22 protein-coding genes are annotated in these 20,444 nt (G+C 39.9%); 16 read left to right on the top strand and 6 right to left on the bottom strand.

The features are described 5' to 3' along the window. The first annotated feature begins 33 nt into the window (after positions 1-33). Positions 34-1,230: a thioredoxin family protein gene (locus H9X96_RS02920; protein ID WP_187664821.1), complete on the top strand. Its 1,197-nt coding sequence runs from the start codon at positions 34-36 to the stop codon at positions 1,228-1,230. 32 nt (positions 1,231-1,262) lie between these two features. Further along, on the top strand, positions 1,263-2,390 hold the full coding sequence (locus tag H9X96_RS02915; protein WP_187664820.1) for a TlpA disulfide reductase family protein: 1,128 nt from the start codon (positions 1,263-1,265) through the stop codon (positions 2,388-2,390). Between the two features lie 184 nt (positions 2,391-2,574). Here H9X96_RS02915 and H9X96_RS02910 read toward each other — a convergent pair whose 3' ends face one another. Then, positions 2,575-2,901 (bottom strand): DUF3276 family protein, encoded by a 327-nt coding sequence (locus tag H9X96_RS02910; RefSeq protein WP_187664819.1) that lies wholly within the window; start codon positions 2,899-2,901, stop codon positions 2,575-2,577. 138 nt (positions 2,902-3,039) lie between these two features. Beyond that, on the bottom strand, positions 3,040-4,839 hold the full coding sequence (locus H9X96_RS02905; protein ID WP_187664818.1) for an ABC transporter ATP-binding protein: 1,800 nt from the start codon (positions 4,837-4,839) through the stop codon (positions 3,040-3,042). 112 nt (positions 4,840-4,951) lie between these two features. On the opposite strand from H9X96_RS02905, the gene H9X96_RS02900 reads away from it, so the two are divergent. The 9 genes from H9X96_RS02900 to H9X96_RS02860 all read left to right on the top strand — a co-directional run bounded on the left by H9X96_RS02900 (position 4,952) and on the right by H9X96_RS02860 (position 11,072). Then, a complete protein-coding gene (locus H9X96_RS02900; protein WP_187664817.1) occupies positions 4,952-6,040 on the top strand; it encodes a Glu/Leu/Phe/Val dehydrogenase in 1,089 nt (362 codons plus the stop codon). A 111-nt stretch (positions 6,041-6,151) separates the two neighbouring features. Continuing rightward, positions 6,152-7,045, top strand: coding sequence for a transcription antitermination factor NusB (gene nusB / locus H9X96_RS02895; RefSeq protein ID WP_255430963.1), 894 nt, complete (start codon positions 6,152-6,154; stop codon positions 7,043-7,045). A 5-nt stretch (positions 7,046-7,050) separates the two neighbouring features. Next, positions 7,051-7,506 (top strand): DUF1573 domain-containing protein, encoded by a 456-nt coding sequence (locus H9X96_RS02890; protein ID WP_187664815.1) that lies wholly within the window; start codon positions 7,051-7,053, stop codon positions 7,504-7,506. 29 nt (positions 7,507-7,535) lie between these two features. Further along, the gene (yajC, locus tag H9X96_RS02885; RefSeq protein WP_187664814.1) at positions 7,536-7,880 is read left to right on the top strand and encodes a preprotein translocase subunit YajC; all 345 of its coding nucleotides are present in this window, start codon (positions 7,536-7,538) and stop codon (positions 7,878-7,880) included. An 81-nt stretch (positions 7,881-7,961) separates the two neighbouring features. Next, a complete protein-coding gene (locus H9X96_RS02880; RefSeq protein ID WP_187664813.1) occupies positions 7,962-8,909 on the top strand; it encodes a YbbR-like domain-containing protein in 948 nt (315 codons plus the stop codon). Next, complete coding sequence (coaE, locus tag H9X96_RS02875) at positions 8,909-9,505, top strand: dephospho-CoA kinase (protein ID WP_187664812.1); 597 nt, start codon at positions 8,909-8,911, stop codon at positions 9,503-9,505. The genes H9X96_RS02880 and coaE overlap by 1 nt, the downstream gene beginning before the upstream one ends. Then, positions 9,505-10,446, top strand: a complete 942-nt coding sequence (locus tag H9X96_RS02870; protein WP_187664811.1) for an MBL fold metallo-hydrolase RNA specificity domain-containing protein — start codon at positions 9,505-9,507, stop codon at positions 10,444-10,446. Before coaE ends, H9X96_RS02870 begins: the two co-directional genes overlap by 1 nt. 1 nt (position 10,447) lies before the next feature. Further along, positions 10,448-10,621 carry a DUF5522 domain-containing protein gene (locus tag H9X96_RS02865; protein WP_187664810.1) on the top strand — a complete coding sequence of 58 codons (174 nt, stop codon included), beginning with the start codon at positions 10,448-10,450 and terminating at the stop codon, positions 10,619-10,621. After that, positions 10,599-11,072, top strand: a complete 474-nt coding sequence (locus H9X96_RS02860; protein ID WP_255430962.1) for a MarR family winged helix-turn-helix transcriptional regulator — start codon at positions 10,599-10,601, stop codon at positions 11,070-11,072. Before H9X96_RS02865 ends, H9X96_RS02860 begins: the two co-directional genes overlap by 23 nt. Positions 11,073-11,156: 84 nt before the next feature. Here H9X96_RS02860 and H9X96_RS02855 read toward each other — a convergent pair whose 3' ends face one another. The 3 genes from H9X96_RS02855 to H9X96_RS02845 are packed head-to-tail and all read right to left on the bottom strand — an operon-like array spanning position 11,157 to position 13,179. Continuing rightward, on the bottom strand, positions 11,157-11,888 hold the full coding sequence (locus H9X96_RS02855; protein ID WP_187664809.1) for a ZIP family metal transporter: 732 nt from the start codon (positions 11,886-11,888) through the stop codon (positions 11,157-11,159). Beyond that, positions 11,888-12,451: a phosphatase PAP2 family protein gene (locus H9X96_RS02850; protein ID WP_187664808.1), complete on the bottom strand. Its 564-nt coding sequence runs from the start codon at positions 12,449-12,451 to the stop codon at positions 11,888-11,890. Before H9X96_RS02850 ends, H9X96_RS02855 begins: the two co-directional genes overlap by 1 nt. Beyond that, entirely contained in the window at positions 12,445-13,179 is a 735-nt protein-coding gene (locus H9X96_RS02845) for a bifunctional 2-polyprenyl-6-hydroxyphenol methylase/3-demethylubiquinol 3-O-methyltransferase UbiG (RefSeq protein WP_187664807.1), read from the bottom strand. Before H9X96_RS02845 ends, H9X96_RS02850 begins: the two co-directional genes overlap by 7 nt. Positions 13,180-13,355: 176 nt before the next feature. Between H9X96_RS02845 and glmM the strand changes: the two genes are divergently transcribed. The 5 genes from glmM to H9X96_RS02820 all read left to right on the top strand — a co-directional run bounded on the left by glmM (position 13,356) and on the right by H9X96_RS02820 (position 19,294). Then, positions 13,356-14,744, top strand: coding sequence for a phosphoglucosamine mutase (gene glmM / locus H9X96_RS02840; protein WP_187664806.1), 1,389 nt, complete (start codon positions 13,356-13,358; stop codon positions 14,742-14,744). Next, the gene (locus H9X96_RS02835) at positions 14,744-15,898 is read left to right on the top strand and encodes a cysteine desulfurase family protein (protein WP_187664805.1); all 1,155 of its coding nucleotides are present in this window, start codon (positions 14,744-14,746) and stop codon (positions 15,896-15,898) included. Before glmM ends, H9X96_RS02835 begins: the two co-directional genes overlap by 1 nt. A 10-nt stretch (positions 15,899-15,908) precedes the next feature. Beyond that, the gene (locus H9X96_RS02830) at positions 15,909-16,454 is read left to right on the top strand and encodes a GNAT family N-acetyltransferase (RefSeq protein WP_187664804.1); all 546 of its coding nucleotides are present in this window, start codon (positions 15,909-15,911) and stop codon (positions 16,452-16,454) included. A 113-nt stretch (positions 16,455-16,567) separates the two neighbouring features. Then, complete coding sequence (locus tag H9X96_RS02825) at positions 16,568-16,774, top strand: hypothetical protein (protein ID WP_187664803.1); 207 nt, start codon at positions 16,568-16,570, stop codon at positions 16,772-16,774. Between the two features lie 225 nt (positions 16,775-16,999). Then, positions 17,000-19,294, top strand: a complete 2,295-nt coding sequence (locus tag H9X96_RS02820) for a GH92 family glycosyl hydrolase (protein WP_187665011.1) — start codon at positions 17,000-17,002, stop codon at positions 19,292-19,294. Between the two features lie 183 nt (positions 19,295-19,477). Here the strand turns inward: H9X96_RS02820 and accD are convergent, their stop codons facing one another. After that, positions 19,478-20,323, bottom strand: a complete 846-nt coding sequence (gene accD, locus H9X96_RS02815) for an acetyl-CoA carboxylase, carboxyltransferase subunit beta (protein ID WP_062549979.1) — start codon at positions 20,321-20,323, stop codon at positions 19,478-19,480. Positions 20,324-20,444 lie beyond the last annotated feature (121 nt).

The raw sequence follows: 20,444 nt of genomic DNA, 5'->3' as shown, positions 1-20,444 counted from the left end.
GGCTTTTGAATCACCCCTTATAAAACATAATATATGAAATACCTTAATCTATTTCTATTCCTGTTGATCGCCACCGGCATCCAAGCACAGGAAGAAATCAAGTTTAACCAGAGCATAACCTGGGTGGCTACTACTGCCAAATCTGCCCAAGAAAACAAGCTGATCTTCATAGATTGCTACACTTCCTGGTGTGCACCCTGTAAATGGATGGATAAAAATGTGTTTAATGATCCTTCAGTAGCTAATTTCTTCAATACCCATTTCATCAACGCTAAAATTGATATGGAAAAAGGAGAAGGAATTGAGCTCCGAAAAAAATATAATGTGCAGTCCTTCCCAACCTTCCTTTTTGTAAATGATAAGGGAGAAGTGATCCATAGAACCGCTTCAAAGATGACCGTTGCTGAATTCCTGGAGGAAGGAAAGATGGCCGCAGATCCGAAGAGAAACCTTTCTTTCTTGAGTCAGAAATATGAATCCGGACAAAGGGACATTCCGTTTGTACTGGATTACTTTCTGGCAGTGCAGAAATCGGACCGAAATAAAGCAGAACTGATCGGAAAAGATATTGCGGAACGCATCACTTTAACGGATTTGAATTCGGCTCTGGGCTGGAAAGCAATTAAAGCTTTGGCGAGAACAGAAAACGACCGTTTAGGCGCTCATTTCATGGCCAATCAAACTGCGTACACCGCTTTTGCAACGGAAGAAGAAAGAGAAAAACTGAAAGACCGATTGATCACCAGCACCATGTACGGTTACCTGTACGGTAAGAATGAAAAGGCTTTTATGGAACACCTGTCTTACTTTAAAAACTCCGATAAATTAGACCGTAGAAAGCAAGGAATTATGCTGGAAGCAGATTTCTATCTGGACAATAACCGGACTTCAGAATACATCAAAATAGCTGATGCAGCGCTAAAGGGAGATTTGAAAGATGATGCAGAAAAGCTGAGCTTTTTGGCGAGAAGGGCAGATTCTAAAGTTGTGAACCAGCATACTCCCAATCCTAAAGTGTTAAAACAAGCCTATAAAATGGCAAAACATGCCGCAGCATTGGAACCAGATGAATATTCAGTTCAAAGCACTTTCGCTAAAGTGTGCTTATCCCTTAAAAGGAAAGAAGAAGGATTGATTGCTGCAAAAAAATCAAGAGTCCTTGCTGATGCGGAAACTTCGAAGATTCAGAAGCTGGCACAAGACCTGATTGATAAAATCGAATTGCTGTAAATCCTATCTTAAATCTAACATAAACATAGAAAATGAATTACCTATTAAAAATTTCAACTTTGTCGCTAGTCTTAGTGACCTTGTTGAATGTGACAGCAGTAAACGCACAGCAGGCTAAAGGTTTTACCGTAAAAGGTGAACTAAGTGGTGTAAAAGACGGTGATAAGATCTTATTCATCCGTAGTACAGATCAGAACACTTCAGATACCCTTTCTCAAACGATTAAAGGGGGTAAGTTTGTGTTGAAAGGAACTGTAAACAACGGCGCTGAGTTTTTCAGCATTCGGGTAGCGGACAAGCGCATCAGATACAATGCATTTTTGGACAACTCCATCATGAACTTAAAAGGGAATGCGGACGATTTTTCTCAATTGATCATCACCGGATCGCCAGCACATGCAGATCATTTGAAATATTCGGCGGTTATGGCTCCTTTGACGACATCCATGAGGGCATTGAATAAGGAATATGGCGATGCAAAAAAAGACAATAATTCGGAGAAAATGGCGGCTGTAAGTCAGAAATTCGATGAGATAGAAGGCGAACAGGAAAAAGTGACGGCAGACTTCATTAAAAATAATCCTCAATCTTATTATACCGCTTACCTGATTTTAAACGGAGATGTAGAGCCATCAATCACTTTACCAATCTATAATGCTTTAGCTGCTGCCGTAAAAAATAGCACTTATGGCCTAAAGTTAAAAGATCGTTTAGATGCCTTAGCAAAAGTAGCGATAGGGGTTAAAGCACCGGATTTCAGTGCGCAAACACCAGAAGGGACTACGCTTTCTTTAAATGAAGTGGTGGCTAAGGGTAAATATACACTCATCGATTTCTGGGCATCCTGGTGTGGTCCATGCCGACAAGAAAATCCGAACCTGGTTGCTGCTTATGAAAAGTTCCATGATAAAGGTTTAAATGTACTTGGCGTTTCACTGGATAAGCCAACTGCAGCTGAGGCATGGAAGAAAGCGATTGCGGATGATAAATTAACCTGGTACCAGATTTCGGACCTTCAGTACTGGCAGAGCCCAATGGTGAAGCTTTATGCGGTAAGAGGTATCCCTCATTCTGTTCTAGTGGATGCTAAAGGCATTATCGTGGCGAAAGACCTTAGAGGTAAGGCACTTCATGATAAACTGGCAGAACTTTTAAAGTAAACCTCCCTAATTTCTCCTGGAGAAGGCTTGCTGAACGGTTTCATTCCGGTTCTGCAAGCCTTTTTTATTGGAGAGATTGCTTGTGATCACAGAAAGGAGGGAAGTGCATTCCGAATTAGCCCGGAATTTTTGGACATAAAAAAAGCCCCTGGTTGATGAGAGGCTTTGAATTTCTTTGATAGGACTAGTAAGGGAAGTCTTCGTTATTTTTGTTGGCTACACCTTCGTGGTTCTCGGAGTATTCGTAACGTTTTTCAACTACGTCCTGGTGGTTTTTGATATATTCAACAGTTTCATTTAATCCTTCTGCGAATTTCTCAAAGTCTTCTTTATATAGGAAGATTTTATGCTTTACAAACACACCGTCTTCTAGTCTTTTCTTACTCTCAGTTAAAGTTAGGTAATAGTCCCCTGATCTTGTCGCTTTTACGTCGAAAAAGTACGTTCTCTTACCGGCCCTTACTTTCTTCGAAAAAACCTCTTCTCTCTCTTTGTTGTCAAATTCTCCCATGGTTGGTATTAATCTTGGTTTTTGGTTCGGGTAAATATAAAGGAATAATTATTAAACTTCAAAATAGAAAATTACACAAAAGGACTTTCTTTTGCTTATTTCTGATGCTAAATCACAGATCATCCTTTTAAGGTGCTGTTATATGGCAGAGCTGCTGTTTGTTTCCTCTTCTAGCAATTGATTCTGATACATTTCTGCGTAATTGCCATTAATCTGCAACAATTCGGCATGTGTACCTTGTTCAATAATCTTTCCATCGTCTAAAACCAGGATTTTATTGGCATTTTTTATGGTAGATATCCGATGCGCAATCAGGATACTGGTTTTTCCTTTCATTACCCTACCCAGGTTGTTCAGAATTTCCTCTTCTGTGCGGGTATCGACTGCGGAAAGGCAATCGTCGAAGATTAATACTTTCGGCTCTTTAATTAATGCGCGGGCGATAGATACCCGTTGTTTTTGTCCGCCGGAAAGGGTAATGCCCCGCTCGCCAAGCATGGTGTCAAATTTATGCTCGAAATTGATGATATTATGATACACAGCCGCATTTTTAGCCGCCTGTATCACTGCTTCCTCATCGACTGTGTCTAAGCCGAAAGCGATATTGTTTCTGATCGTATCCGAAAACAAAAAGACTTCCTGTGGAACAAAGCCGAACTGACTTCTATAGTGCTGAACATTGAGGGTGTCAATAGCCACACCGTCCATCTTCACTTTTCCCTGATCTACATCATACATGCGCATCATCAGATTTGCAAGGGTGGATTTTCCAGAACCGGTACGGCCAATGATGGCTACAAATTGACCTTGCTCAATCTCAAAGCTGATGTTTTTTAAGGCCTGGATCCCAGTGTCCGGATAAGTAAAACTCACATTTTCAAAACGGATATTCCCGTTTACTGGCAACATGTCTGCATCACCGGAAATAATTTCCGGCTTCAAATGAAGAAACTCATTGATCCTTTTTTGAGAAGCTGAGGCACGTTGAATTAGGGTAGTCACCCAGCCTAGCATCGATACCGGGAAAGTAAGCTGGTTTACATAGACAATGAACTCCGCAATGTTTCCTGGAGTGATGGCACCTTCGATGACCTGTTTCCCGCCAATGTATACCGTTAAGATGGTACTTAAACCCACAAGCAGGAGCATCGTAGGGTAAAATAAGGCTTGAACCTTTACCAGTCCCATCGCATTATTTTTATAGCCCTGACTTTCTGCCGCAAAAACAGCCTTGGTATGGTCTTCACGCACATAAGACTTGATTACGCGGATACCCGAAAATCTTTCCTGCACAAAACTGCTCAGTCGGGAAAGCTGCTCCTGGATCTCTTCACTTCTTTTATTGATAATGGTATTGACAAAATAAATGATCACCACCAGTATCGGAAGGGGAAGCAGCGAGAAAATTGCCAGTGTACCATTTACAGAGAACATGGCATAGATGATCAGTATAAACAATACCCCTGTATTGATGGCATACATGATGGCAGGGCCAACATACATACGGACTCTGTTGACGTCCTCTGTTGCGCGGTTCATTAAATCTCCGGTATTGTTGCGGCGGTAAAAACCCAGACTCAATTCCTGGTAATGCGCATAAATCTCGTTTTTCATGTCGAACTCAATATGTCTGGACATTAGAATGATGGTTTGACGCATGAAGAAAAGGAATATCCCTCTCAGTAAATAAAGTACGAGTACTAAAAGTCCGAAGTAAAAGAGACTCTGACTAAAGATATTATAAATGATACTGCGGCGCTCGAAACCTTCAAACAGACCGTAGATCTGTATGTTTTCTGTAATTAAATTGAAGGCATGGCCGATCACTTGTGCCGGGATCACTGCGAAGATATTCGAGATGACCACGAAAAACACCCCCGGAATAATCCACCATTTATATTTATAGAAGTATTTGTTTAAAAATCTGAGGTGTTTCATGAGTAAGCAAAGTTAGCCAAATGAAGGTAATTTTTTTAAAGACTTTGGTTAAAACTGTGTAAATAATGTTTTTTTATGCTAGTTTTGCGACATATCTGATAAACAAAATTATATGCCTGATAATAGTTCTCTTGTGAATTCAGTTTTAGATCAGTTAAGCGCCGCAGGGCATAAAAAGGTCGTTTTTTGCAATGATCCCGATACCGGCCTTAAAGCCATCATCGCTGTTCATGATACGACATTAGGTCCTGCTTTAGGCGGAACAAGGATGTGGAGCTATGTTTCAGAAGCGGAAGCATTGGAAGATGTACTCAGATTATCCAGAGGAATGACCTATAAAGCAGCCATCACCGGCTTAAATATTGGCGGTGGTAAAGCCGTAATTATCGGCGATTCCAGAAAAGGAAAATCGGAAGCCATGATGCGCAGCTACGGCAGATTTATCCGAAACATGAATGGAGAATTCATTACAGCAGAAGATTTAGGAACCACTACAAAAGATATGGAGTACATCCGTATGGAAACCGAATATGTCACCGGCGTTCCAGAATCTTTAGGTGGCGCAGGTGATCCAGCACCGCATACGGCAAAAGGCGTGTTTTTAGGCATTAAAGCTTGCGTAAAAGAGGTGTTTGGAACAGATATGCTGGCGGGACGTTCGGTGGTAGTTCAAGGGATTGGGAATGTAGGAGAGCACCTGGTAGAGCTGTTAAGAGCAGAAAATGTAGAAGTTTACATCAGTGACATCAACGAAGAACGTTTGCAGCATGTTGCGCGTACTTATAAAGCCAAGCCTATTGCGGCAGACAAGATATTTGGAATAGACGCCGATATTTACGCGCCATGTGCCTTAGGATCGACGGTAAATGATAAAACCATCCCTAAAATGAAGTTCGCCATTATCGCGGGTTCTGCAAACAATCAGTTGGCAGATGAGCTGGTACATGGTCAGCTATTATTGGAAAAAGGCATCTTGTTTGCACCAGATTACCTGATCAATGCCGGGGGTTTAATCAGCTGTTATTCTGAATTGACGGGTTACGGCAAGAAACGTACCATTCAGCTGACGGAAAACATCTATAATGCTACACGCGATGTGATCAGGATGTCTAAGAAAGACAACATTTCAACTATCCTGGCCGCGAATCACATTGCTGAACAAAGAATAATCGATATCAAGAAAATAAAATCATCATTTTAGTACACAAATCACAAATTAAATCACCGGTAATTTACCACTCGTTCTTACACATTCATGTTAAACAGAAGGCACTTAAGAATTAAAGCTTTGCAAAACATTTTTGCATGGCAAATGACAGACAAGAGAGATTTAGCTTCTTCAAAAAAAGCTTTATTGGAAAGTATTGACAGCGTGTACGAGATGTACATCTGGATGCTATCACTCCTTGTTGAAGTTACAGAATACACTAGCATCGACGCTATTGAAAGGTCAAATAAACATTTGCCTACAGCAGAGGACCTGAATCCTAACATGAAACTGCTCCACAATAAGTTTGCGGTTACTTTAAAAGAAAACCCGGACTTTAAGGACAACGTCAACAAATACCAGATCAACTGGATGTCTGATCCTGAATTTGTAAAAGGTATCTTCAATGCCTTAAAAGTTACTCCTGAGTATATCGCTTATCTTGCAGATGAGGACAATAGCTTAGAAGAATCAAAAGTGATCATCAAATTTATCTTTAGAAAAATTATTTTAAAAAGCCACAACATCATCCAGGCTTTTGAAGATAAGTTTATCAACTGGTCTGTAGATAAAGAAGTAATGCAGGGAATGGTTGCTAAAACTTTAAAGAACTTTACTTCTGAAGATCCACGCAAAAACAAACTGACGCCAATCAGTCAGGACTGGGAAGAGGATAAGAAATTCGTAGAAGATCTTTTCATTTATACCCTGAAAAACAACAAAGAATACCAGGAACTTATTGCTGAACGTACCAAAAACTGGGAGTCGGAAAGGATTGCATTAATGGACACCATTTTAATGAAAATGGCAATCTGTGAATTGCTTAATTTCCCATCTATTCCTGTTAAAGTAACGATTAATGAGTACTTAGATTTATCAAAAGATTACAGTACTCCGAAAAGTAATTCGTTTATTAACGGTATCTTGGACAAAATTTTAGGCGACCTGAAAAGAACAGATAGCATCCATAAATTGGGCCGCGGATTAATCGAAGAATAAAAAATATGAAACGAATCTTGTTAATTGCAATTGCAGCGATGACATTTGCTTCCTGCCAAAACACAGCGAAAACTGCTGGTGCAAGCACCGAAGCAGGGACAACCTCCCTTGCCGAAGGTACTGACCCGGTAGCAGCGGCTGATGCCGCAGTGATGACTTTTGAGAATGAAAACTATAATTTCGGTAAAATAGCTCCGGGAGAGAAAGTTCATTACAGTTATAAGTTTACAAACACCGGAAAAAGCCCTTTAATCATTAGCAATGCAGCTTCAACTTGTGGCTGTACGGTTCCTGAGATCCCTAAAGAGCCGATTCTTCCAGGTGCTTCAGCGAGCATTAATGTGGTTTTTGACAGTGCAGGTAAATTTGGAATGCAGGATAAGGTAGTTACGGTGACTTCAAATGCGAATCCAACTGTAGCAGAACTGCATTTAACAGGAGAAATTAAAGAAAATAAATAATTACGAATAAAAAATCTTAACATATAATTATGATGTCAACAGTAATCTTACAAGCAACAGGTGGTAGCAGCATGCTAGGTACCTTGGTACCAATGGTTTTAATCATGGTGGTATTTTATTTTTTCATGATCAGACCTCAGGTTAAAAAAGCTAAAGACCATAAAAAATTGGTTGAAGAGTTGAAAAAAGGTGATAAAATTGTGACTACTGCCGGTATTCACGGTAAAATTGTAGATATGAACGATACTACTTTCGTTATTGAAGTAGAAAGTGGTACTAAAATCCGTTTTGATAAAACTTCGGTCTCTTTAGATGCAACAAAAGCTGCTGCTCCTAAAGTTGATCTTGCAAAAACTGAAGCTTCAAAAGCATAGGTTTTACAGCTATACTGGTAAAAGCCGCATCCTTGTTTGGTGCGGCTTTTGCATTTCAGTATATTTGATTACTTTGTCTATATGCCCATCATCAAACTCACAAAAGTAGAGCAAAAGCGTTTTCTGGCGCTGGTCACCTGTCTGTTCTTGGCTGTTGCGGCATGGTTGTTCATGGCATTGAACAATAAATACGTTTATACGGCCAAGACGGTACTCGACTATAAGAACTTCCCTCAAAAGAAAGCTTTTCATCCGTTGCAATCAGATACCGTAGATTTACAGGTGGAAGGAACGGGCTGGCAGTTGTTATTTGCGAGATTGAGGATCAAACCTCAGTCGATTTCCATTAACCTGGAGCAATTGAATAAAAGGAATTATGTGTTGTTTTCTGAGCAGCTGTTCAATGTGAACCGCCAGCTGGAATCTTCTCAGAAGATCATTTCCGTAAAGCCGGATACGCTGTATTTTGACTTCTCCGAAAGGAGGGTAAAAAGAGTGCCTGTTAAACTGGTGTCCAATCTTCGCTTTGTACCGCAGTATGGTTTATCTAATGCCATTAAGGTGAATCCGGACTATGTGACGATCTCCGGCCCGGAGGAAGATATTGTCAAAATAAAAGAATGGAATACTGATACTTTGAAATTGGAAGATATCCAAAGTTCCACGGTCGCCAGGGTAGCAATGCTGCAGAATAAGATGAAAAATGTAAACATCTTCCCAACCAGTGTAGACGTGAAGCTACCAGTGGATGAGTTTACAGAAAAAGTGATAGAAGTGCCCTTAAAGGTGATCAACAATAAAGAATATTACAATATAAAACTCTACCCTAAAAAGGTGAAGGTGACTTTAATGGTGGCGCTGTCTAAGTACAGCCAGATCAATGAAGAATTCATTGAGGCGATAGTAGACATGAATGAATGGAAGGTTTTTCAGCACAATCAGCTGACCGTTAGGTTGAATCGCTTTCCTGATTATTGCAATCTGGTGCAGATTAAACCTGCTAAAGTTGATTTTATTATAGAAAAATAATGTTAAAAATAGGGATAACAGGAGGAATAGGAAGTGGAAAAACCACAGTATGCCGGGTGTTCGAAACCTTGGGCATTCCTGTATTTTATGCAGATACGGTAGCCAAACAAATTATGATCACGGACCCCATCCTGATTCAAGGGGTAAAAGATACTTTTGGAGAAGAAAGTTATACACCTGAAGGGGTACTAAACAATAAACACATCGCTGGGATTGTCTTTAATCAGGCAGCAGAGTTAGAAAAACTCAACCAATTGGTTCATCCAGCGGTATTCCGTGCTTTTGAAAAGTGGGCAAGTCAGGTTGCGCCGAATGTACCGTATATCCTCAAAGAAGCAGCCTTGCTTTTTGAAAGTGGTTCTTATCAGTTATGCGACCGTAATGTGCTGGTCATTGCGCCCTTGGAAACCAGATTGCAGCGCGTCATGCAGCGCGATGGCGTAACCGAGGAGCAAGTGAAGGCACGTATGGATAAGCAGCTCTCCGACGAAGAGAAAGCTAAAATGGCGGATATGCTGGTCCACAACAATGAAACAGATTCTTTAATTACACAAGTGATGGCTTTACACCGTCAATTCTTAAATACAAATCCTTAATGATATTAGATGATTTTATAGTTGCTACAAAAACTGGTTTATTTTGTAGATATGGTGATTTTTATCTGGATCCAAAGGAAATAGTAAAAGACGCAGTGATTTCCCATGCCCATGGAGACCATGCCATCGGAGGTAACCTCCATGTTTATTGTACGGAAACGACCTCCTTGTTTATGAAACACCGCTATAAGAAGTTTGCCGGTGGTGAGTTTCATTTGAAAGGTTATCATGAGGGTTTTACGCTGAATGGCGTTAAAATCAGCTTTATCCCTGCCGGACATATTCTGGGTTCGGCCATGATTTTAATGGAATATCAAGGTGTTAAATACCTGTATACCGGTGATTATAAATTACAGCCAGATAAGACCTGCGAGCCCATTGAATTTGTGCAGGCAGATGTCCTGATTACAGAGACGACTTTTGCTGATCCAAATACCCGTCACCCAGCAGCAGAAGAAGAAATTTTGAAGCTCAATGGAACTCAAAGTAACATTATGTTAGGCGCTTATGCCTTAGGTAAATGTCAGCGGCTGATTAGTTTGATGAATGACCATTGTCCGGAAAAAAGGATACTGGTGCACCATAGTATGATGCCTTTTGTGAAAATTTATGAGCAGAATGGCATAAATATGGGAAAATATGAAATGTATGATCGTAAAGTGATGAAGAACACGCAAACAAATATGGTTTATATGGTTCCTCCAATGGTGTTTAGGAGCTATTTTAGAGCTATAAATGTAATTAGAGTATTCGCTACGGGTTGGAAGCACTTACAAAACAATAGTGAAATTCAGTTGTATGTATCTGATCATGCAGACTGGAATGACATCATTTATACCATAGATCAGGTAAAACCTACAGAGGTTTGGACCAATCATGGCGATGGAAAGCAGTTGAAGGAACATTTCGCAAATAGTTTGGTCGTTAAATTGCTTACATAAGATGATAGAGGGGATAGACTATTATTTGAACGAGGATGGGCTAATGGTTTTCACTGAAGCTTATCATCTAAAAAGGGGCTATTGCTGTAAAAATAAATGTAAACACTGCCCATGGGGATTTGGCAAGAAAAAGACCAGTCCAGAAAAAGGGAATGAGAATAAACAGAATGACTGAGATGCGGTTGGAGAAAGAAATAAAAGCGACAAAATTTAAAGATATATATCAGCAGGCAATAGCAAACCTGGTATTTACCAACAGTTGGTGCAATGACTATTTTAAGCAGGTCATTGCCCCTTATGAGATTACTCCACAGCAGTTCAATATTTTAAGAATTTTGAGAGGTCAGTACCCTGCGCCTTCCACAATAAATTTATTGAAATCAAGAATGCTGGATAAGATGTGTGATGCTTCCCGCATCACAGAACGTCTGGTGCAAAAGAAATTAGTGGCCAAAGGTGTGAATGTCCATGATAAACGGGCCGTTGATATTTTGATCACGGAAAAAGGATTGACTTTACTCCGCAAAATGGACGATGGGGTAGACCTTTCTGCGCTGGCAGCAAAGAACTTGTCGGCTGAGGAAGCACAGTTATTGAACGATTTGCTGGATAAAATGAGAGGTTAATCTTATCAATTTTATAGAGAAAAAAAGCTACGCCTTTATAGAGGTGTAGCTTTTTTTGTAAAAGCTATAATTTATTGAAGAAGGTTAATGCTGGTGTGTTTGGCCGGTCATAAAATAGCCAAGCAGGGCAATGCCCACGCCACACAATACCGCGATCATTTTCCTTTTACTCACCTTATGGTCTACACTTGATTCAAATAAGATCGTAGTAGAAATGTGTAAAAAGATACCGATCACAATACCCATGATCTTGTTGAAATAGTCTTCTACGCCACCAATAGTGCCATTGCTCAAGCCATAACTCACATAAAATCCGAACGGTGCCATTATCGCAAAAATGCTGATGTAAAAAAGCACGCTGTTTCTTTTGAAATGACTTTGCATCAATATACTCGCCAAGGCAAAAGCCGCAGGAATGTGGTGTAAGGAGATTCCGAAAATCAAGGCATTGTGCTGATCTTTAGCCAATGGCATCCCTTCCAGAAAGGCATGCAGACACAGACTGATCATGATTCCATATGGAAAAGCTTTTGAATCTCCGTGTTTATGAATATGGCCATGTTCTACACCTTCCGAAAATTGTTCCAATAGAATTTGAAATAGGAAACCAACCAGGATAAAGATCCCGATTTGTGCATGATCTGGTCCGCTGTAAGCTTCCGGAATCAGGTGTAATACGGTAATGGCGAATAAATAAGCTCCACTAAAGGAAAGAATTAACTTCAGTAGCTGCGATTTATCGCTCTTTACCATAAAAATGGCAGAGCCTCCTAAAAAGGCGCTAAAGAATAAGATGAGCAACTTCCAGATTTCCATTATACTTGTGGTTGTATTTTTTTGTAGATGATTGAAGTACTGAAACCAATCAGACTGCCCAGTAAGGCGCCTACCATGGTATCAATAGGGTAGTGTACCCCGACATAGATTTGTGAGAAGGAAATGATCAAGGCCCAAGCCAGTCCAATCGGTAAGATAGGCTTCCATTTATCGTAAAATACGAAAATCAGGAAAACGGCCATGGCAAAATGATTGGTCGCATGTGCGGAAGGAAAACTATAGCCGCTGCCACATGGCACACGACGAATAAGTTCGCCAACCAGGTCAATGTCGTTGCATGGCCTGATCCGCCCTGCTAATGGCTTGATCACTCTCGAAGCAATTAAATCGCCCATCGCTACAGTAAAAGCCAGCATTCCTATAATGTACCATCCTCTTTTCTTATATTCTTTAACACAAAAAATGATGATAAATAAATATAATGGGATCCAGAAATAACGATTGCGCATTAAAGGCAGCAGCCAGTCGAAAATTGGGTTGCCCATGTCGCGGTTTACTTTAAGAAATAGGTCTACGTCAAATTGATGCAGGGCTTCTAGCATATTTTTTTGCAGATTAAAATCAAACGGTCAGATTTAGTCTCGTCGAAGGCTTCTAAAGCATAATTGCCAAAGGTTTCCGTGATTTCCAAGCCACTTTTTAGTAACATTCTTTCAAAATCTTCTTTTTGGAATGCTTGTACGCGCTCTTCAAAAGCGAAAGATTTATTGCGGTGTTCGAAATTGATATGTTTGATAATTTTGCCATCAGCCACAAATTTATGAAGATGGAACTCTATGCCTTCCATCGTTTTTGTTTCCTGCTGTGTCAGGTTTTTGATGATCTTTTGCGTATTGAAATAATCAATTACCAAGGTCCCATCATGTTTTAAACTTTTTCTGAAAGAGGTCAATGCGCTCACATGTTCTTTTTCTGTATCAAAATAACCGAAACTGGTGAACAGGTTCAAGGCAAGGTCAAAATAATTGATAAAAGACAGCTTACGCATGTCATGAACGAAAAAGTGCAAGTTCTTCTGCTCAAATTGCTGCGCATATTTGATGCTTTGTTCAGAAAGATCAACTCCGGTTACATCATAACCTTTTTTGTTCAGGTAAATGGAATGTCTGCCGCGGCCGCAGGCAATATCCAGAATCCTGGAATCTGCAGCAGGCTTCAGGTGTGCCGACAGGTTATCAATTAAGAATTCTGCTTCAGCATCATTGCGTTGACTATATAAAATATGATAATAAGGAGAGTTGAACCAATATTGAAACCACTTGCGCTGCATAAAGCCCGTTTTTGTTGATGTTTACGAAAAATACAAATATAGTATTTTCAAATGCAACATTGAGGATTATTTAAGCTTCCTCCATGATTTTAATGATGTTAATTTTACGATTTGAAGTGCTATAAATCAGTCTTTATGTTGTTTTTTTGCTATTTTTGAAAAAAAAACCGAATAACTTGACACTAATAAAATCTATCTCCGGAATAAGAGGAACCATCGGAGGAATCGCCGGTAATGGTTTGACTCCTATTGATATCGTTAAATTTACAGCAGCTTATGGCTCTTGGATTATCAATAAAACGAACATTAAGAAAATTGTTGTTGGACGTGACGCCAGAATTTCTGGTGAAATGGTGAACAACCTGGTCATAGGTACCCTTCAGGGCTTAGGCATTGAAGTGATCGACCTTGGTTTGTCAACTACTCCAACAGTAGAAATCGCCGTGCCACTTGAAAAAGCTGGAGGTGGGATCATCTTAACGGCAAGTCACAATCCAAAACAATGGAATGCTTTGAAATTATTGAATGATAAAGGTGAGTTTATCAGCGATGCTGATGGAAAAGAACTTTTAGAGATCGCTGAGAAATCAGAGTTTAGCTTTGCTGAGGTAGATGATCTGGGTACGGTGACTAAAGACGATAGCTATCTGCAAAAGCATATAGATGCCGTTCTAGCTTTACCATTAGTAGATGTTGCTGCAATTAAAGCGGCAAACTTTAAGATCGCGATCGACTGTGTCAACTCGACAGGAGGAATCTTCGTTCCTGCTTTATTGAAAGCTTTAGGTGTGGAGACGGTATATGAATTGTACTGTACACCTGATGGCCACTTCCCACATAATCCTGAACCATTGCCAGAAAACTTAACGGAAATCGCTAAGGTGGTAAAAGCTAAAAACGCAGATTTAGGTATTGTAGTGGATCCAGATGTAGACCGTTTGTGCTTTGTTTGTGAGGATGGGTCGATGTTTGGTGAAGAATATACTTTAGTTGCAGTGGCGGATTACGTGCTTAAAAACACGCCGGGAAATACCGTTTCCAACCTTTCTTCTACCAGAGCATTGAGAGATGTAACGGAAAAAGCAGGAATGGAATACCACGCTTCAGCAGTAGGGGAGGTGAATGTCGTGAATCAAATGAAAGCAAATAAAGCGATCATCGGTGGTGAAGGTAATGGTGGTATCATCTATCCTGAATCTCATTATGGCCGTGATGCCTTAGTCGGCATCGGTTTATTCTTAACGCATTTGGCGAAGTTTGGCAAGTCAATTTCTCTTTTGAGAAGCAGCTACCCAGCTTATTATATCTCAAAAAATAAAATTACACTAACCCCTGAAATGGACATCGATGCTTTATTGGTTAAAGTTCAGGAGAAATATAAAAATCAGCCTACCAGCGCTATCGATGGCTTGAAAATAGAATTTGATAAAGAATGGGTGCATTTGCGCAGGTCTAATACAGAGCCAATCATTCGCATCTACAGCGAAGCAGGCAGCGAAACAGTAGCTGAAAACCTGGCCTCAAAGATCATCTCAGATATCAAAGAAATTTTAAAATTGAACTAATGAAGGTAAACAGGATCTATTTAGACAATGCGGCAACAACACCTCTGGATCCAGAGGTAATTTCGGAGATGCTGAACGTAATGACTAATTATTACGGCAATCCATCTGCAATTCATGCTCAGGGTAGAGAGGTAAGAACGCTGGTAGAAAAAGCAAGGAAAACAGTTGCCGGTCTCTTAAATGCGACTCCTGCTGAGGTCTTTTTTACCTCTGGAGGCACAGAAGCTGATAATACCGCTATCCGTTGCGGAATTGCTGCTTTTAATATCAAACATGCCATTACTTCGAAAATTGAACACCATGCGGTAGAACATACATTAGATATGCTGCTGAAACAAGGTGTGATTGACAAACTGAGTTTTGTAAACATCGATGCGAAAGGGAATGTTGATTATGACCACTTGGAGCAATTGCTAAAAGAAAACGATCGTTCATTTGTTTCTTTAATGCATGCCAATAATGAATTGGGGACCTTAACCGACATTGTGCGAGTAGGAGAGATCTGTGAGCAATATGATGCCATTTATCATTGTGATACTGTTCAAACAATGGGTCATTACCAGCATGACGTGAGAAAGCTGAAAGCGCACTTTATTGTGTGTTCAGCTCATAAATTGCATGGCCCTAAAGGTGTAGGGTTCTTATTTGTAAACCACAATGTAAAAATCGCTCCAATGATTTATGGTGGTGCACAAGAACGCAATATGCGTGGTGGTACTGAAAATGTATACGGAATTATTGGACTTTCAAAAGCCCTTGAAATGGCGTATGCAGAAATGGAAAGCCATCAGAACCATATACAGGGATTAAAAGATTACTTGAAAAATAGATTGAGCACAGAAATCGCTGACATTAGTTTTAACGGCGAAACAGATGCAGACAAGAGCTTGTATACGGTATTGAATGTTTCTTTTCCAGCAATGGATATGTCTGATATGTTGCTGTTTAACCTAGATATCAACGGCATTTCTGCCTCTGGCGGCAGTGCTTGTTCTTCAGGATCTAACATCGGTTCTCATGTGTTAACCGGTATTGATGCAGATCCGAACAGACCATCTGTAAGGTTTTCTTTCAGCAAATACAATACGAAAGAAGAACTGGATATTGTAGTAGATAAAGTCAAACAAATCGTAAGTCAGAACGTTACTGCATAAATAGTATTCTATGCAGTTTCACAGAATTACTAAGGCCAGCGATCCCTCGCTGACCTTTATAAAAAAACTATATGAGGATGCCTTCCCTCCGCATGAGCGGAGGGATTGGGATTCCTTACTCAAACGAATTTCTACAGATCAGGAAATGCACCTTGATCTGATCCATACCGACGATGGACATATTGGTTTTATCATCTGGTGGGAGATCTCCGGCTGTTATTTCGTAGAACATTTTGCAATTGATGCGGAACTAAGGGGCAAAAATTATGGCGCATCCGTACTCAATTACTATAAATCATTGCTTCCAGGCAGGATGCTGTTAGAAGTAGAACCGCCTGAAGATGAATATTCCATTCGTAGAATCGGGTTTTATGAACGTCTTGGTTTCCAGGTGTTAGATTTCAGCTACCGACAACCATCTTATACCGATCCATTGGTATCGTATCCAATGTTATTGATGGCCACTGCGACATTTGAGGGAAGTGAGCTGACCGTATTAGCCGCGCTGATCAAAGAAAAAATATATGCGCCAAAGGCTTTAGCTACTGATTCGTAAGCAGAATTAAATCCGTGTTTTTTTTTCTGATTTTTTAATCCTATTATATTAAACATAACTGATTTTACGTTGTTTCTTTACTGGTACGGTATCATCAATAAAATCATCATGTTATGAAAACGCCGGAAAACAACAATGAAAAACACAGTCACCGGAAAACGGTGTACAAAGAGACAGAAGATTTTGGGAACAATAAGCCAGATACTGGCGATACCTCTTCTGCAGGAGACTTTAGTCGGACAGATTTTTTCAAGCATCACCGCCGAACAAATAAGCCTATGGGATCCAGTCATGAGCCTGGAACCTTCCCAGGAAGGTAAGCCTAAGCATCTGTTCTAAAGTAACAATTACAGCTACATTGTTAATGAAGGCACCATATTTAAATATAGTGCCTTTTTTTATTTAAAAAAATCTCCTACTTTAGGACTGTGCTAAAACGTTTTTAACACATAAAACAATCGTTTGTTTACAGAAATGTTCAAATGGAGCGTTTGAGGCTAGATTTTAAACCAAATAACATAAACTACTTATCCAATATCATGATGATGAAGCGTTACTTAACCGCATTATTGATTGCCGGTTCTTCCGCAGCTTTTGCGCAAACCGTTGGTAAATTGAGTGATCCCGTCGAATGGATCAACCCTTTGATGGGGACGGCAAGCAAGCCCTCAATGTCTAACGGAAATACTTATCCAACAATTGCCCTGCCTTGGGGTATGAACTTCTGGACACCACAAACTGGGAAAATGGGAGATGGATGGGCTTATACTTACGATGCCGATAAAATTCGTGGTTTCAAACAAACCCATCAGCCTTCTCCGTGGATGAACGATTATGGTCAGTTTTCGATCATGCCGGTAACCGGTAAAAAGCGTATAGATCAGGATGATCGCGCCAGCTGGTATTCGCATAAAGCGGAAGTGGCTAAACCTTATTATTATAGTGTTTACCTGGCCGACGCTGATGTGACCACAGAGATCACTCCTACAGAGCGTGCCGCACAGTTCAGGTTTACCTTTCCAAAATCGGATAGTTCTTTTGTAGTGATTGATGCTTTCGATAAAGGATCTTACATTAAGATTTTTCCTAAAGAAAGAAAAGTGATTGGTTATACCACCAGACACAGTCACAAGCTGACACCTGAAAACTTTAAAAACTATTTCGTAGCCTATTTCGACAAAGATTTCGTGTCTGCTAATGCCTGGAAAGGTAAAGAGCTGCTGAAAGATGAGCTGGAAATTAAAGCAGATCACTCTGGTGCAATCGTAGGTTTTAAAACTAAAAAAGGCGATCAAGTGCTGATGAAAGTAGCTTCTTCTTTTATCAGCTTTGAACAGGCAGAACTTAATTTAAAAAGAGAACTGGCTAATGATACTTTTGATGCGACCAAAGCAAAAGCTAAAGATGTTTGGAATAAAACGCTGAGCAGAGTAGCTGTAGAAGGCGGTACTGTGGACCAGACCCGTACTTTTTACTCTAGCTTTTACCGTACTTTATTCTTCCCGAATAAATTATATGAATTGGATGCCAGCAATAAAATTGTGCACTGGAGCCCATATAATGGCAAAATTTTGCCAGGTTATATGTTTGCTGGAACAGGATTCTGGGATACTTTCAGAGCATTATATCCTTTCTTGAACCTGGTTTACCCATCGATCAACAAAGAAATGCAGGAAGGTTTGATCAACGACTATAAAGAAGGCGGATTCCTGCCGGAATGGTCTAGTCCGGGTTATGCGAATGTAATGGTTGGTAACAACTCTGCTTCGGTAGTGGCTGATGCTTACATTAAAGGACTTCGTGGTTACGATATCAATACTTTATATGAGGCATTGATTCATGGTGCAAATAATGAAGGACCATTAGATGCAGTTGGAAGAGCAGGAGTGAAGTATTATAACGAATTAGGTTATGTACCTTATGATGTGAAGATCAATGAAAATGCAGCGCGTACTTTAGAATATGCGTATGACGATTTCACGATTTACAAATTGGGTAAAGCGCTGGGTAAGCCAAAAGCAGAAACAGATCTTTATGCAAAACGCAGTATGAATTATAAAAACCTTTTTGATCCAGCTAGTGGATTGATGAGAGGAAAAAATAAAGATGGTAGTTTCCAATCTCCGTTTAATCCTTTTAAATGGGGTGATGCTTTTACAGAAGGTAACAGCTGGCATTATTCCTGGTCAGTATTCCAGGATATTGATGGTCTTTCTAAGTTAATGGGTGGCAAAGAGAAGTTTGTTCAAAAACTGGATTCTGTATTTACCCTGCCTCCAATTTTTGACGACAGCTATTATGGTGGTGTAATCCATGAAATTCGTGAGATGCAGATTGCCAATATGGGGCAATATGCACATGGTAATCAACCGATTCAACACATGATTTACCTGTACAATTATGCTGGTGCACCATGGAAAACTCAATATTGGGTGCGTGAAACGATGAACCGTATGTATAAAGCAACTCCGGATGGTTATTGCGGAGATGAGGATAATGGCCAGACTTCTGCCTGGTATGTATTCTCAGCATTGGGCTTCTACCCAGTAACTCCTGCTACAGATCAATACGTATTGGGTGCACCATTATTTAAAAAGGTGACTTTAAGCTTGGAAAATGGTAAAAAAGTAGTAATCAATGCCGCTAATAACAGCGATGCGAACAGATATGTTCAAGGTTTGAAATACAACGGTGCTGCTTATCCAAAAAACTGGCTGAGCCATTCTGAACTTCTGAAAGGTGCAACGCTTGATTTCAATATGTCTGCAACGCCAAATAAGCAGCGTGGAACGAAAGAAACGGATTTCCCTTACTCTTTCTCAACTGATCCTAATAAATAGGCTTAGAAGCGAAGCATTGAAGAAACCTACATTTTAGTAGATTTCTTCAATGGCTATTTAAAACACAAAAAACATATGGCATAAAAAAAGTGGGAGTTGTATAAAAACTCCCACTTTTTTTATGTTTAAACTGAAAATACTTATTCGTTAAATCGAAATGAAGGATTCAGTTCTATTGAAATTTTAGTTGGCTACCATTTTAAGGAAAGCTGCAATTTTAGCTTTCATCGCCCTGCGGTCTACAATAAAATCAAGGAAACCATGTTCCTGGACAAACTCTGCAGTTTGAAATCCTTTAGGAAGATCTTTTTTAATCGTTTCTTTAATTACCCTCGGACCAGCAAAACCGATCAAAGCACCTGGTTCTGCGATATTGATATCGCCCAGCATTGCGTAAGATGCAGTCACACCACCTGTCGTAGGATCCGTCAGTAACGAGATGTATGGAATTTTTGCCTGGCTCAACAAGGCTAATTTAGCCGATGTTTTTGCCATTTGCATTAACGAGAATGCTGCTTCCATCATTCTGGCACCACCAGATTTAGAAATCATCAGGAAAGGAATTTTATGCTTGATGCTATAGTCAATGGAGCGGGCAATTTTCTCACCTACTACTGATCCCATAGAACCACCAATAAAGTTGAAGTCCATACAGGCAATTACTAAATCCTGTCCTTCAATTTTACCTACACCTGCTCTAATTGCGTCTTTTAAGCCAGTTTTAGCCTGACTTTCTACCAAACGGTCTACATAAGGTTTACTGTCTGTGAAGTTTAATGGGTCACCTGAAGTTAGATTTGCAAATAACTCTGTGAACTCATTATTGTCAAACAATACCTGAAAATATTCCTTTGATCCTACCCTAAGGTGGTAGTCGCAATATTGGCAAACGTATTTATTTTCAACCAGATCGGCACTGTGGAGTGCTTTCTTACAATTAGGACACTTGTTCCATAAACCGTCTGGCGCTTCTTTTTTTTCTTCTGTTCTTGTACTGATACCTTTTTTTTCTCTCTTAAACCAAGCCATGTTATTTGTTGAAAAATGCGAGTACAAAGAAACAAAAAAAAATTAGAAGAGTTTAAGGTAGTTTTTAGTTAAAAATAATCGGCCTTAGATTTGGCCAGAGGGATATTTTTCCTAACTTCGG

This window comes from Pedobacter sp. N36a, from assembly GCF_014472395.1.
Lineage (GTDB): Bacteria > Bacteroidota > Bacteroidia > Sphingobacteriales > Sphingobacteriaceae > Pedobacter.
The sequence above is the reverse complement of the archived record's forward strand: the minus strand, read 5'-3'. Positions and strand labels throughout refer to the sequence as shown.